Consider the following 13,726-nt stretch of genomic DNA (forward strand, 5'->3'; position numbering starts at 1 on the left):
TGAGCGTTTTGGAGTGCGCCGGTCCTCCGGCGCTTTCGGGTGGCCACCGGCTTGCGCAAAGCTCCAGAGGACTGGAGCACTCCAAAACGCTGGCGCGGGTTTTGAGGGCGTGTTCATTTCAGGTAAATAAACTCCTTCAGGTTGATGAGTGATTGCGCGAGGCTGGTCCAGCTTTGGACGGTGGCGTCGTCGCCAGCGGTGGAGGCGCGGAGGGATTCGAGTTGTTTTGACTGCTCGTCGCGCTGGGTTTGAAGCTGGGTGAGCTGCTGGCGTTGATCCGGTGTGAGTGCGGCGAGAATATCGGCCTCGGTGATGGAGCTGGATTCGATGCGGGCGGTTTGGGCGATCTCTTCGGGTGTCAGCGCACGGTCATAAAGACGGGCGCGGAAGATGCGACCCGTGAGGCCTTTGTTGCCGGCAGGGGCACCGTGGCGGCAGCCGAGGAGGATCTGGGAGGCGTCGGCGGCGAAGGTGGCAGCGGGGGCTTTGCGGTAGGTGCGGCCGTAGGGCTTGCCATCGCGGTAGCCGGAGATGGTGCCATCGGGCTGGTAAACCACAGCAATGTGCACGGGGCGGGTGGTGGCTTCGGTTTCGGCGCTGCCTTCAAAGAGCTCGCTGCGGTCAAAGAAGTTGCTGCCAGCCACCCAGTGTTGCGGGGTTTTCTCGGCAAAGACGATGGAGTCAAACTGGCCGCCGTCCTTGTGCTGCACGGTGACTACACCGCCTCCGCGCTGCGTGAGATTGTCCAGCATGACCCAGGCTTCGAGGGTTTTGGTGGTGAGCGTCTTCGGCAGGGAGCCGGATTTGGCCATGGACTTGCCGTCCAGGATGAGAGCGCCGTTTTCCACACGAGCGTTGCCGACGAGTTCGAGGTTCATGCGGCCTTCGGTGTCGCGGGCGTCTTTGTCAAAGGTCCACTCGGCCAGCGGGGCAGGGGTGTTGAGCGGCACGGCGGGCAGCTTGCGCTCGGTCTGCAGTCGAGTGCGTGCGGGCTCCAGCAGGGCGGAGATTTGCTGCGTGACTGCCGCGAGCTTTTGTTCCTTGGAGTTCAGCTCCTGGACGAGTTCGTTGTTTTCCTGCTGCAAGATGCCGAGGTAGGCCAGGCTTTGCTTCACCTCATCGGGGGTGGCTTCGCGCGCGAAGGCCTCGCGGAACATCTGCTGCACACGGGCTTTGTCGTCGAGCTTGCTGGAGCGCAGCGCCCATTCGCGTGACCAGCGGATGACGTTGTTGTCGTTGAGCAGGGTGAGGGACTGTGCGGGGACGTTGGTGGTGTCGCGCTTGCCACGGGTGGCAAAGGGGACGGGAGAGTCGAAGGTGGTGAGGAAGGGATCGAGTGAATTGCGGATGACTTTCACGTAGATGCTGCGGCGTGTGTTGCCGCTGCCGATGGGTTCACCATAGAGCTCGGGGTCGAGCTTGCCGGTGAGGGTGAGGATTGAGTCGCGGATGGACTCGGCCTCCAGGCGGTGGATGGTCCAGTGGCTGAGCAGTTTGTTTTCAGGGTCCTTCTGCATCGCGATCTCCGAGGCCTGCGCGCTGCGCTGGAAGGCCCGTGAGCTGACCATGAGCTTGAGCATGGCCTTGATATCGCCGCCGCTGTCGATGAAGCGCTGGGCCAGGAAGTCGAGCAGTTCGGGATGTGTGGGCAGGTCGCCGAGCTTGCCGAAGTTGTCCACAGTAGAGACAATGCCGCGGCCAAAGACATGGTGCCAGAGGCGGTTGACGATGACACGTGCGGTGAGCGGGTTGTTCTTCAGGTCTGCCATGTGCTCGGCCAGTTGGAGGCGACCGCTGCCGGTGGTGTTGAATGGCGCGGGATCGAGGGCGTCGAGGAAGCGGCGGGGAACGATTTCCGAAGGCTGCTTGTGGTCGCCACGGACAAAGAGCGGCGCGTCTTTGGCATCGGCCTCGATCACGCCGGGCACGCGTGTGGGCATGGGCAGGCGGGCTTCGATCTCGCGGTAGCGTGCCACCAGCTTGGCGGCCTCGGGAAGATCGGCGAGTTTGTTGGGCAGCCTGCCGGTCTGCACAAGGCGGTTGAGCACCTCCGCCTGCGTGTCCGTCAGCGTGCCTTTCTGCCAGGACTGAATGAGATCGCTCGCGGCGAACGGGGCGCGTGCCTCGACAGATGGAGGTGTTTTGTCCTGAGTGATGAACACGTCGGTGAGGCCAAACCACGAGCGGGCATCCTTGTTGAACTCAGCAGGCAGGTCGGCGGCGGTGGTGATCTGGATGAAGATTTCATCGCCCTTCCAGAATTCGAGATCGAGGGAGCGCCAGCCGAGCTTTTCATCCTTGGCATCGCTGAGGACGACTGCCTTGTGGATGGTGCCGGTGCGTGGGTAGTTTTGCACCACATACTTGGCCTTCACGCCGCCATTGCCTGCCACGCGGAACCACAGCGTGCCGCCTTCGCATTTGAAGCGGTTGGAGAAAAGCACGGCGCGTTCCTTGGTGCTGAGCAGGTCGCTGAAATAGCCGCCAGGGTGGATCTGCGAGACTGCGTTTTCGCCTTCGAGTGCGATGGAAAATTCTCCTGCCTTGGTGAGGCTTACGCCATTGGCAAACCACTGCAGTTTGCCCAGGCCGGGGTGCGTGGATTCGGTGTTCTCGCTGGCGGTGATTTTGGCGGCTGACTTGAGCCAGTGCGCAGCCACGGCGTCTTTGATCTGTGCCTTGAGCCTGGCCAGTTCCTCGCGCTCGGCTTTGCCTGTGCCAGGGGCATTCACGTCAATGACGGCAGGGTGGGTGCTGGTGAAGATGCCGTAGAGGGAGTAGAAATCGGTCTGCGAGATGGCGTCAAACTTGTGGTTGTGGCAGCGGGCGCAGCTCACAGTCAGGGACTGGAAGGCCTTGGTGACGGTGTCGATCTGGTTGTCGGTGAAGGTGACCATTTCATCCAGAGAATCGACGGGCGAGAAGCCATGCAGCACCATGCGGAGCTGGGCGATGCCGATGGCGCTTTCGTTGATGCCGTTCTTGATTCGGGGCTTGGCGAGGAGATCGCCAGCGATGGCTTCCTTGACGAGCTGCGGATAGGGCACGTTGTCATTGAAGGCACGGATGAGGTAGTCGCGGTACTGGTGGGCGTAGGGGATGGCGGGGTCGCCCTCGGAGCCGTAGGTCTCAGCGTAGCGCACCCAGTCCATGAAGTGGCGGGCCCACTTCTCGCCAAAGTGCGGGGAGGTCAGCAGGTCGTCGATGCTTTGAACGCCTGAGGGCGGCAGGCCGGTGAGCACGTAGCTCAGGCGGCGGCGCAGTGTTTGTGCATCGGCAGGTGCTGCGGCGGGGATGCCTTGCTTGGCCAGCTCTGCGTCGATGTAGTCATCGATGGTTTTGTTCGCGGGCTGCTTGGAGACGGGTTGGAAGGACCACCACTGCTTGCGGCGGTCGAGGATGCTCTTCCAGTCGGTCTCCTTGGCGATCTCTGCTTTGGAGGGTGCGGTGTCGCGCGGGTCGGCGGCACCGTCGCGGATCCATTGCTCAAAGTCGGCGATGACCTTGTCATCGAGCTTGGCCCCGGCCTTGGGCATCTTGATGTCGTCGTGCTCGTGCTTGATGGTTTGCAGCAGCAGCGACTCGGCGGGATTTCCCGGTTTGATGACATCGCCGGATTCGCCGCCCGACTGCCAGCCGGGGCGGGAGTCGAGCACGAGGCCGCCCTTCTTCTTGGTGGCCGTGCTGTGGCACTCGTAGCACTCCTGCGCGAGGATGGGGCGGATCTTCGACTCGAAGAATTCGATCTGCGCAGCTGTGGGCGCAGCATGCAGACTGCCACAGAGGAACGCAGCAGCGGAGATGAAAAGATGCTTGTTCATGCCAGGAGCCTCTGGGTGATGGTTGCTGCGGCCTCGATGCAGAGTCTGCCGGCTTTTTCAAACTGGTCGCGCTTCAGGCGGAAGGAGGGCGCCATGACGGTGATGGCAGCGACGGGGTAGCGGTATTCATCCAGGATGGCGGCAGCGACACAATGGATGCCCTCCAGGCCTTCGGCGATGTCCGTGGAGTAGCCGCGTTTGCGTGTTTTGGCCAGATCAGCGGTGAGCAGTTCGGGGGCGGCCAGGGTGGTGGGGGTGTATTGCTTGAGCTGCACGGCGGCAAAGAACTGGTCCAGCTCCACTGGAGGGAGATTTGCCAGAACCGCCTTGCCTGGAGCGCAGGAGTACATGGGCACCTGCAGGCCGACGGTGCTGCTGACCTTGATGGGCTGGGAGGAGATGCACTGCTCTAGCACGGTCATCTTGTGGTTCACGCTGGCGAGAATTTGAGTGGTTTCGCCGGTTTCATCGCGCAGCCATTTGAGGGATTCCAGAGCGCAGACGACGAGGCTCTTTTCGCGCACCTGCGGGCGGGAGAGATCAAAGAGCTTGTTGGTGAGCACAAAGCGCTTGTCGTCTTCCCGGCGCTGGAGGTAGCCGCGATTGTGCAGCGTACCGGTGATGCGGAAGACGGAATTGACCGGCAGGTCGAGCTCTCTCGCGATCTCGGTGAGGCTGAGTCCGGCGCGGTGGCGGCCCAGGAGTTCCAGGATGGCGAGAGTACGCTCCGTGCCGGGGGCGAGCGTGTCGTCGGTGAGAGGGATGGCGGCTTCCTTAAGCATTCTGAATTTAGAAACGTTTCCACATTTGGAAAACTATCAATTTTCCTGTTTCACCAGATTCGCCCGGCTAGTCTGACAGCGCCCGCCCGCGCAGCCGCGGAAAAAGATGTGCCTTTTTTGCAAATCCATGCTCGGCGTTGCATTCCCCTCCGTGGCGGGCATTCTGGAGAGAACATGTCTTCCTCCCCTGATCTCACCCTGCTCGGACGTTCCGAAAACCGCCTGCCCGCCTCGCCGGACGTGGCGGTGCTGGAGACCTTCCCGAACCGCACACCAGGCCGCAACTACCGCATTCACCTCAGCGCGCCGGAATTCAGCTCCATTTGCCCTGTGACTGGGCAGCCCGATTCAGCACATCTGGAGATTTATTACATCCCGGATGAGAAGTGCGTGGAGACAAAGTCGCTGAAATTCTATCTGGCATCCTACCGCAACCATGCCTCCTTCAATGAGGCCATCGTGAACCGCGTGCTGGACGACATCGTGAAAGCCTGCGCTCCAAAGCAGGTGGTGGTGCGGGGGAAATTTGGCGCACGCGGCGGGATCCAGCTCACCTGCGAGGCCCGCTTTCCCGACATTGAAGAAACGCTGCGCCTGCCAGAATGAAAACGCTCGTGCTGCTCTCCGGTGGGATGGATTCCGTGACGGCTCTCTACTGGGCGCGTCACGAGCATGAGGTCGTGGGTGCGGTGAGCTTTGACTACGGTGCCAAGCACAACCACCGGGAGATCCCGCTGGCGGCGTGGCATTGTGCGACATCTGGCGTGAAACACGACATCATTGATCTCGGCTTCATGAACCAGCACTTTGCCTCTGATCTGCTGAAGTCTGGCGGCACCATCCCCGAGGGGCACTATGCGGATGAAAACATGAAGAAGACCGTGGTGCCATTTCGCAACGGCATCATGCTCTCCATTGCCTGTGGGCTGGCGGAGAGCTGCGGGGCGGATGCGCTGGTGATCGCTGCGCATGCGGGTGATCACACGATCTATCCCGACTGCCGTGAGCCCTTTATGCAAGGCATGGCGGCCGCCATGCGGGAGGGGACGTATGCGCACATCGAGCTGATGCGCCCTTTTATTCATCTGGACAAGGCGGGCATCGCCAAAACCGGCGCGGAGCTGGGGGTGGACTACGGAAAGACGTGGTCATGCTACAAAGGCGGCGATCTTCACTGCGGCAAATGCGGCACCTGCGTGGAACGCATCGAGGCCTTCGTGCTGGCCGGGTTGCCAGACCCGACGGTTTACGAAGAGTGATGGATCTCGCTGCTCCAGCGGTGAGTGGAGCGGGCTGTCTTTTCGAGTGTGCAGGCTAGAACTGTTGCACACTCCGATGCTTCTAAATGGGTGTTTGGTATCAGGGAATATTGGAGTGTAATGTTTGATTTTGCCGAATGATTCATTACATGAACGGTCTATGACCACTCGGGAAGCCTTGGATTTACTGGAAATTGCCGCCCCTATAACCCGGGAATCTTTAAATACCGCCTACCAGCAGATGGCCACGGTATGGAATCCGGGCAGCTTTGCGGGAATGGAAGAAATGCGTGCCAAAGCGGTTGCTAAGTCGGAGCGGATTTATCAGGCTTACTTGTGGCTTTATCATCTGCCAGAGGATCAGTTTCCTTACCGCGTGGTATATGAAAAACGAGGATCACTCCAGAGGGTGCAGTCTCTGCCAGAAGCAGTTTTGTCCGCATCCGCTCGCGGTCCAAAGGCGGTCGAAGTGCGGCGGGCAAAAGTTGCCGGATGTCCTGCTGGGATGGTGGACATAGCGGCCCCTTTCATGAGGCGGGTGGGGGCCTTCGTGATCGACACTGGATTGGTGCTTTTTGCCATGATGGGGGTGCTTTTTCTGAAGGAGTTTCTCGCGATCCAAGAAATGGCCGTGACAGGCAAGAATCTACCAGCAGCACAGGAGATGACGAATGGCCTTAGGCTGCTGGTGTCAGCATGTGTCCTGCTTTATTATGCACTGCTGGAGTGTTCCGGCATGCAGGCATCACTGGGAAAGCGAATGCTGGGACTGGTGGTGACAGACAGGCATGGTGTGCGTGTCAATTTCGGTCAGGGGATGCTGCGTGTGGCCGGCATGATGGCTTCCATTCTTTTTTTGCCGCTTTACCTTGCCTGCCTGTGGACGCCCAGTCGCCAATGTCTGCATGATCTGCTGGCTGGATGCCAGGTGATGTGGCGTCTTCCTGCCGAATCAGCACAGGCTGCCATGGAAAAGGAGGCAGCCAGCCAGCTCAGCCTGAAGCAGGTGGGCGGCTTGCTGGCAGCACTCCTGATCGCCGGACTGGCGCGGGTGGTGAAAGATGCCATGAAGAATCCGTCAAAATATCCTGCTCCCTACGTCGCCCCGGCATCGAGGCCATAAGGCGTGGCGTGGAATGGATGGGCTCATCGTTGGATTTCCAAAGTGAGAGTTTCGGACGAATTCACCGCTGTTTTGATGAAGCGTTCTTCAGGCCGGGGGAGGAGGTAATGCCTGTGTCACGCTGCGCCTGCGGTGCGTGCGCACCATGTTCAGCTCCTTGAGCTTGCGTTGCAGGGTGCGGCGGCTCATGCCCAGCATTTCGGCGGCGACGGTGCGGTTGTTGCCGCTGCGCTGCAGGGCGGTGAGGATGAGCTGGTGCTCGGCCTCGTTCACATCCAGATCGCTCTTGGGTCTGGCGATGGCATCTGGGGTGTCGGCTGAAGCGGTGGCAGGCAGCGCGGCTGCTGCGTCTTTGGCGGCGATCAAAGAGGGAGCGCGGAGTCCGAAGCCCAGGCCGTGCGGATTGAGCAGGTAGGAGGGCAGGTGCTTGAGCATCACGCGGTTGCTGTTGCTCATGACTACTCCGTGCTCAATGGCGGCGCGCAGCTCACGGATGTTGCCGGGCCAGTCGTAGTTCATCATGGCGGGCAGGGCGTCCTCTCCGAGGGGCTTGTAGGCCTTGCCGTTGGCCTTGGCCAGCTCCTTGAGAAAGTGATCCGCCAGCACGGAGATGTCGCTCTTGCGTGCACGCAGCGGCGGCAGCTTGATGGTGACTACGCGCAGGCGCCAGTAGAGGTCCTCGCGGAATTTGCCTTCTTCCACCATCTTGGCCAGGTCGCGGTTCGTCGCAGCGATGACGCGTACATTGATCTGTATGGGCTTGCTGCTGCCCACACGCTCGATGGTCTGTTCTCCGAGGGCGCGCAGCAGTTTCACCTGGGTGCTGGCGTCGATCTCGCCAATTTCATCGAGGAAAAGCGTGCCGCCGTTGGCCTGCTCAAAGCGGCCGATGCGGCGCTCTTGCGCACCGGTGAAGGCGCCTTTTTCATGGCCGAAGAGCTCGCTCTCCAGGATCTGTGGGGAAAGGGCGGCACAGTGCACGGAGACGATGCTGGCCTTGGGGCGGCCGCTGAGATTGTGAATGGCGCGGGCCACCAGCTCTTTGCCGGTGCCGCTTTCACCTTCAATCAAAACCGTGGCGCGGGAGGGAGCCACCTGCTGGATGGTGTCCAGGATGGGTTTCATCACCTCGGCCTGGCCAAGGATGCCCTCGATGGAGAATTTGCGCTCCACCTGCTGCTTGAGGGCGACGTTTTCGTGCTCCAGCGAGCGGCTGCGCAGGGCGCGTTTGATGAGCAGCTCCACCTCGTCGAGGTTCAGCGGCTTGGTGACGAAATGGTAGGCTCCGCGGCGCATGGCCTCCACGGCGGTGTCCACGCTGCCGTAGGCGGTCATCATGATGCAGACAGGCGGCTTGGGCAGGGCTAGGGCGGCATCCAGCAGCTTCATGCCGTCGTCCTCGCCGAGGCGGAGGTCCGTGAGCATCACATCGATGTGGTCATTTTGCAGGTATTCCATCGCCTCGGCGGCGTTGGCAGCCACATAGCAGTCGAAGTCATCTTCCAGCGAGAGGCGCAGGCCGTCGCGGGTGTGCTTCTCGTCATCGACGATCAGGACTGTGGCTTGGTCGTGCATGAGTGAAAGAATGGCACAGTTTTGGAAAAAGACGAGCTACTAAATGGAGGAGTGATAAGTGGAGGGTCTTGAAAATAGTTGACTAAACGTCTAGTTCGTTGATTATGCAATACCACAGCCTAAAACATCCCCATGGGACGCACCTCCACCGCCAAAGACCGCCTGATAGAATCCATGATCGAACTGATCTGGATAGGCAGCTATGGCAGCACTTCGGTGGATCAGATTTGCGAGAGGGCAGGGGTCAAGAAGGGAAGCTTCTACCATTTCTTTGAGTCCAAGACGGAACTGGCCCTCACCGCGATCGAGCATGGCTGGGTCGAGCACCGCAAGGAGCTGGATCAAATTTTCTCCCCTGTGGTGCCGCCAGTGGAACGGATCCTGAACTGTTTCCGCAATTTTCGCCAGGAACAGGAGGAGCTGTTTCAAAAACATGGCCGAGTGCTAGGCTGTCCCATTCATTCCCTGGGTGCGGAGGTCAGCACGGTGGATGAGCGCCTGCGGGACAAACTGCAGGAAATCCTGGCCCAGTTCATCCGCTACTATGAGAGCGCCATCCGTGATGCGCAGGCGCAGGGCAGCATTGTCACGCACGATGCCATGGCTCTGGCACGGATCGTGTTTGCCTACAGCGAAGGCCTGCTGCTGCATGCCCGCATGTGGAACGATCTTGGCCGTCTGGATGAGTTTGAGGCCGGAGCCAAGATCATTCTCGGAGTCAAAGACTGAGATGGGTCATTTTTTGCTTTCAAATTAACCAACTGGTCAACTTTTACACCCCAAAACCTAACGCGCCCCGTGAAAATCCAAAACCTTCTCCCTCTTGTCCTGCTTCTGGCTGCCTGTGGCAAACCGCCTGGTGGTGGCCATGGCGGGCAGATGCCCCCGGCACCGGTCACGCTCGCACCGGTCGAGCAGAAAGAACTCGTTGAGTGGGAGGAGTTCACGGGGCGTGTTGAGCCGGTGGAAACGGTGGAACTGAAGCCACGAGTGTCCGGCTACATCACAGAGGTGCATTTTAAAGCCGGGGCCATGGTGAACAAGGGAGACATTCTTTTCACCATCGACCAGCGTCCCTTCCAGACCCGCCTGCGTTCCACGGCGGCCGAGGTGGCACGTGCGGAGGCGAACGCCATGGCGATGAAGCGTGAGTTTGACCGTGTGAAGACCCTGCTGGAGGCCAAAGCCATCGCCCCAGAGCAGGCGGAGGCACGTGAGTCGATGAACCTACAGGCCATTGCCGGGCTGGAGGCCGCCAAGGCGGCGCAGCACAGCGCGGAGATCGAGTTTGAGCACAGCACGGTGAAGGCGCCCATCAGCGGCCGGATCAGCCGTGCCATCACCACGACAGGCAACTATGTCACCGCCGGGACCACGCTGCTGACGACCATTGTGACCGTGGACCCCGTCTATGTTTATGCCGACATCGATGAAAACAGCCTGCTGAAACTGCAGGCGATGCAGCGAGATAAAAAGACCTTCACCAATGGGGACGGCCGAGTGCCCGTGGAACTGCAGCTCTCCAATGAGAAGGGTTTCCCACACCATGGGCACATCGAGTCCTTCGACAACCGGCTGGACGCCGGCACGGGCAGCATGGTGCTGCGCGCTGAATTCTCCAATGGCGACAACATCCTCACGCCGGGGCTGTTTGCGCGCATCCGAATTCCTATGACGGGCAAGTACCAGGCGCTGCTGGTGGATGAAAAAAGCATCCTTACAGATCAGGCCAACAAGTATGTCCTGGGGATCGACCAGTCCAAGACGCCTGCACTGTCGGTTTACAAGCCCATCGTGATCGGGCCAAGCATCGACGGCAAGCGCATCATCCGCAGCGGCCTGGCGGCGGGAGACAAGATCATCGTGAATGGGCAGGCGCGTCTGCCGCAGCCAGGCATGCCGGTGCAGCCGGTGGATGCGCCGCCTGCCAAGGAAACGGCGGCCAAGTAATCGCAAAGCGAAACATACCCCCTACGCTTGCATGAACATTTCCCGATTTTTTATCACCCGTCCCATCTTTGCGGGTGTGCTGTCGCTGCTGATTTTCATTCTCGGCGGCATCTCCCTCTTTCAGCTGCCGATCTCCGAGTATCCTGAGGTCGTGCCGCCGACGGTCATTGTGACGGCGACCTATCCCGGTGCGAATCCGAAGACCATTGCCGAAACGGTGGCCTCGCCGCTGGAGCAGACGATCAACGGCATCGAAAACATGCTCTACATGTCGTCGATGAGCACGGCCAATGGCGTGATGACGCTCACCGTCACGTTCAAGATCGGCACGGAGCTCGACCTCGCGCAGATGCAGGTGCAGAACCGCGTGGCGCAGGTGCTTCCCAAGCTGCCGGAGGAGGTGCGCCGTTTCGGGGTCACCACGGTGAAGTCTTCTCCCAACATGACGCTGGTGGTGCATCTGCTCTCCCCCAACGAGCGCTATGACGAGATCTACCTGCGCAACTACGCCACCCTCAATGTGAAGGACGAGCTGTCGCGACTCTCCGGTGTGGGGCAGGTGAACATCTTCGGCGGCGGCGACTACGCCATGCGCATCTGGATCGATCCCGACAAGGCCGCCGCGCGTGGCCTGACCTCCGGCGACATCGTGAACGCCATCCGCGAGCAGAACATCCAGGTGGCCGCGGGCACCATCGGCCAGCAGCCCACCAAGGACTCCGCCTTTGAGCTGACGGTGAATGCCAAGGGCCGCCTTATCAGCGAGGAGGAGTTTGAGCAGATCATCGTCAAGACCGGGCCGCATGGGGAAAAGCTCCGCCTGCGGGATGTCGCACGCTCCGAGATGGGCTCGGGCGACTACTCGCTGCGCGCGCTGCTCAACAACAAGCGTGCCGTCGGCATGGGCGTATTCCAGCTTCCCGGCGCGAATGCGCTCGCCGTCTCCGAGGCGGTGCGCCATTGCATGGCTGAGCTGAAGAAGAAAATGCCCGAGGGCGTGGACTACGCCATCGCCTATGACCCCACGGTGTTCGTGGAGAAGTCCATCGATGCGGTCATCCACACGCTGCTGGAGGCTCTGGTGCTCGTCGTGCTGGTCGTCGTTATCTTCCTGCAGACCTGGCGTGCCTCCATCATCCCGCTGGCGGCGGTGCCGGTGTCTCTCGTCGGCACCTTTGCGGTGATGCATGCGCTCGGGTTCTCGATCAACAATCTTTCCCTCTTCGGCCTCGTGCTTGCCATCGGCATCGTGGTGGATGACGCCATCGTGGTCGTCGAAAACGTGGAGCGTAACATTCAGAACGGTCTCAAGCCGCTGGCGGCCACGCAGCAGGCCATGACGGAGGTGACAGGGCCCATCGTGGCCACGGCGCTTGTGCTGTGCGCGGTGTTCATTCCCACGGCATTCATCAGCGGGCTCAGCGGCCAGTTCTACAAGCAGTTCGCCGTCACCATCGCCATCTCCACGGTCATTTCGGCCATCAACTCGCTCACGCTTTCTCCGGCGCTCTCCGCGCTGCTGCTGAAGGGCCACGGTGACAAGCGTGACATCCTCACCAAGCTCATCGACGGTCTGTTTGGCTGGTTCTTCCGGCCGTTCAACCGCTTCTTTGAGTGGTCGTCCAATGTGTATGTGGGCCTGGTGAAACGCATCATCCGTTTCAGCTTCATCGCCGTCATCATCTACGGCGGTCTTGTCTGGGCCACATGGAAAGGTTTTGAAACTGTGCCCGAGGGCTTTGTGCCCAGCCAGGACAAGCAGTACCTCGTCGGCTTTGCGCAGCTGCCAGATGGCGCTTCTCTTGACCGCACCGACGACGTCATGCGTCGGATGTCCCAGATCGCCATGGACGAGCCGGGCGTGAAGGACGCCATCGCTTTCCCGGGCCTGTCCATCCAGGGTTTCACCATCAGCCCCAATGCGGGCATCGTGTTCGTCGGCCTCGACAACTTCGAGGACCGCAAGTCGCCGGAGCTCAGCGGCGCGGCCATCGCCAATTCGCTCAACGGCAAGTTCATGGCCATCCAGGACGCCATGGTGATGATGTTCCCGCCACCGCCTGTGAACGGCATCGGCACCACGGGCGGGTTCAAGCTCATGGTGGAAGACCGAGGCAACCAGGGCTACGCGGCGCTTTATCAGGCCACGCAGAAGCTCGTCGGCGCAGCCTATGGCACCCAGAAGCTCACGCAGGTTTACTCCGGCTACACCGTCAATGTGCCGCAGCTTGAGGCGGACGTGGATCGTGAGAAAGCGAAGGTTCAGGGCGTGCCGCTGGCGAATCTGTTTGAGACATTGCAGGTCAACCTCGGCAGCCTTTACGTGAACGACTTCAACCGCTTTGGCCGCACCTACCAGGTCGTGGCGCAGGCGGAGCAGCAGTTCCGTGACGACGCCAGCGACATCACGCGGCTGAAAACGCGCAACGCTGCGGGTGAGATGGTGCCCGTGGGATCATTGGTGAAAGTGAAGGAGGGCTTTGGCCCGGACCGTGTCACGCATTACAACGGCTACCTCGCCGCCGACCTGAACGGTGCCCCCATGCCGCCGCTGAGCTCCGGCCAGGCGGAGGAGCTCATCTCCAAGCTGGCCAAAGAAGGCCTGCCGGGCGGGTTTGAGTTTGAGTGGACGGACCTCACCTACCAGAAGATAATCGCCGGAAACACCGCCATCTACATCTACCCGCTGTGCATCCTGCTGGTGTTCATGGTGCTGGCCGCCCAGTATGAGAGCCTGCGCCTGCCGCTGGCCATCATCCTCATCGTGCCGCTGTGCCTGCTGTTTGCGCTGGCGGGGGTGATGATCACGGGTGGTGACAACAACATCTTCACGCAGATCGGCTTCATCGTGCTGATCGGGCTGGCCTGCAAAAACGCGATTCTGATCGTGGAGTTTGCGAAGGAGAAATTTGATCACGGCCTCAGTCCGCTGGAAGCGGCCATCGAGTCCTGCCGCCTGCGCCTGCGTCCGATTTTGATGACGTCCATCGCCTTCATCGCTGGTGTGTATCCGCTGGTGGTCTCCACCGGTGCGGGCGCTGAAATGCGCCGCGCCATGGGCACCGCCGTGTTTGCCGGCATGATCGGCGTGACCTTCCTGGGCCTGTTCTTCACGCCGGTGTTTTATGTGCTGGTGATGCTGTGGCAGAAGAAAAAGAAGGCCTCCGCTTCTGCCGACGAAATCCCTTCCGCTGCTCTTCCTGTTCCTCACTGATT

9 protein-coding genes are annotated in these 13,726 nt (G+C 60.6%); 6 read left to right on the top strand and 3 right to left on the bottom strand.

The features are described from left to right. Positions 1-113: 113 nt before the first annotated feature. Both HNQ65_RS15235 and HNQ65_RS15240 read right to left on the bottom strand, forming a co-directional pair. Positions 114-3,821 (bottom strand): DUF1553 domain-containing protein, encoded by a 3,708-nt coding sequence (locus tag HNQ65_RS15235; RefSeq protein ID WP_184340434.1) that lies wholly within the window; start codon positions 3,819-3,821, stop codon positions 114-116. Continuing rightward, on the bottom strand, positions 3,818-4,603 hold the full coding sequence (locus HNQ65_RS15240) for an IclR family transcriptional regulator (protein ID WP_184340435.1): 786 nt from the start codon (positions 4,601-4,603) through the stop codon (positions 3,818-3,820). Before HNQ65_RS15240 ends, HNQ65_RS15235 begins: the two co-directional genes overlap by 4 nt. 174 nt (positions 4,604-4,777) lie before the next feature. Between HNQ65_RS15240 and queF the strand changes: the two genes are divergently transcribed. The 3 genes from queF to HNQ65_RS15255 all read left to right on the top strand — a co-directional run bounded on the left by queF (position 4,778) and on the right by HNQ65_RS15255 (position 6,985). Beyond that, complete coding sequence (gene queF / locus HNQ65_RS15245; RefSeq protein WP_184340436.1) at positions 4,778-5,209, top strand: preQ(1) synthase; 432 nt, start codon at positions 4,778-4,780, stop codon at positions 5,207-5,209. Next, positions 5,206-5,862, top strand: coding sequence for a 7-cyano-7-deazaguanine synthase QueC (gene queC / locus HNQ65_RS15250; RefSeq protein ID WP_184340437.1), 657 nt, complete (start codon positions 5,206-5,208; stop codon positions 5,860-5,862). Before queF ends, queC begins: the two co-directional genes overlap by 4 nt. A gap of 160 nt (positions 5,863-6,022) precedes the next feature. After that, positions 6,023-6,985 carry an RDD family protein gene (locus tag HNQ65_RS15255; RefSeq protein ID WP_184340438.1) on the top strand — a complete coding sequence of 321 codons (963 nt, stop codon included), beginning with the start codon at positions 6,023-6,025 and terminating at the stop codon, positions 6,983-6,985. A gap of 87 nt (positions 6,986-7,072) precedes the next feature. On the opposite strand, the gene HNQ65_RS15260 is transcribed toward HNQ65_RS15255, so the two are convergent. Continuing rightward, positions 7,073-8,560, bottom strand: coding sequence for a sigma-54-dependent transcriptional regulator (locus tag HNQ65_RS15260; protein WP_184340439.1), 1,488 nt, complete (start codon positions 8,558-8,560; stop codon positions 7,073-7,075). 132 nt (positions 8,561-8,692) lie between these two features. On the opposite strand from HNQ65_RS15260, the gene HNQ65_RS15265 reads away from it, so the two are divergent. The 3 genes from HNQ65_RS15265 to HNQ65_RS15275 all read left to right on the top strand — a co-directional run bounded on the left by HNQ65_RS15265 (position 8,693) and on the right by HNQ65_RS15275 (position 13,724). Further along, positions 8,693-9,289 (top strand): TetR/AcrR family transcriptional regulator, encoded by a 597-nt coding sequence (locus tag HNQ65_RS15265; RefSeq protein ID WP_184340440.1) that lies wholly within the window; start codon positions 8,693-8,695, stop codon positions 9,287-9,289. A gap of 69 nt (positions 9,290-9,358) precedes the next feature. Further along, the gene (locus tag HNQ65_RS15270; RefSeq protein ID WP_184340441.1) at positions 9,359-10,510 is read left to right on the top strand and encodes an efflux RND transporter periplasmic adaptor subunit; all 1,152 of its coding nucleotides are present in this window, start codon (positions 9,359-9,361) and stop codon (positions 10,508-10,510) included. A gap of 31 nt (positions 10,511-10,541) precedes the next feature. Next, entirely contained in the window at positions 10,542-13,724 is a 3,183-nt protein-coding gene (locus tag HNQ65_RS15275; protein ID WP_184340442.1) for an efflux RND transporter permease subunit, read from the top strand. Positions 13,725-13,726 lie beyond the last annotated feature (2 nt).

It is taken from the genome of Prosthecobacter vanneervenii (genome assembly GCF_014203095.1).
GTDB lineage: Bacteria > Verrucomicrobiota > Verrucomicrobiia > Verrucomicrobiales > Verrucomicrobiaceae > Prosthecobacter > Prosthecobacter vanneervenii.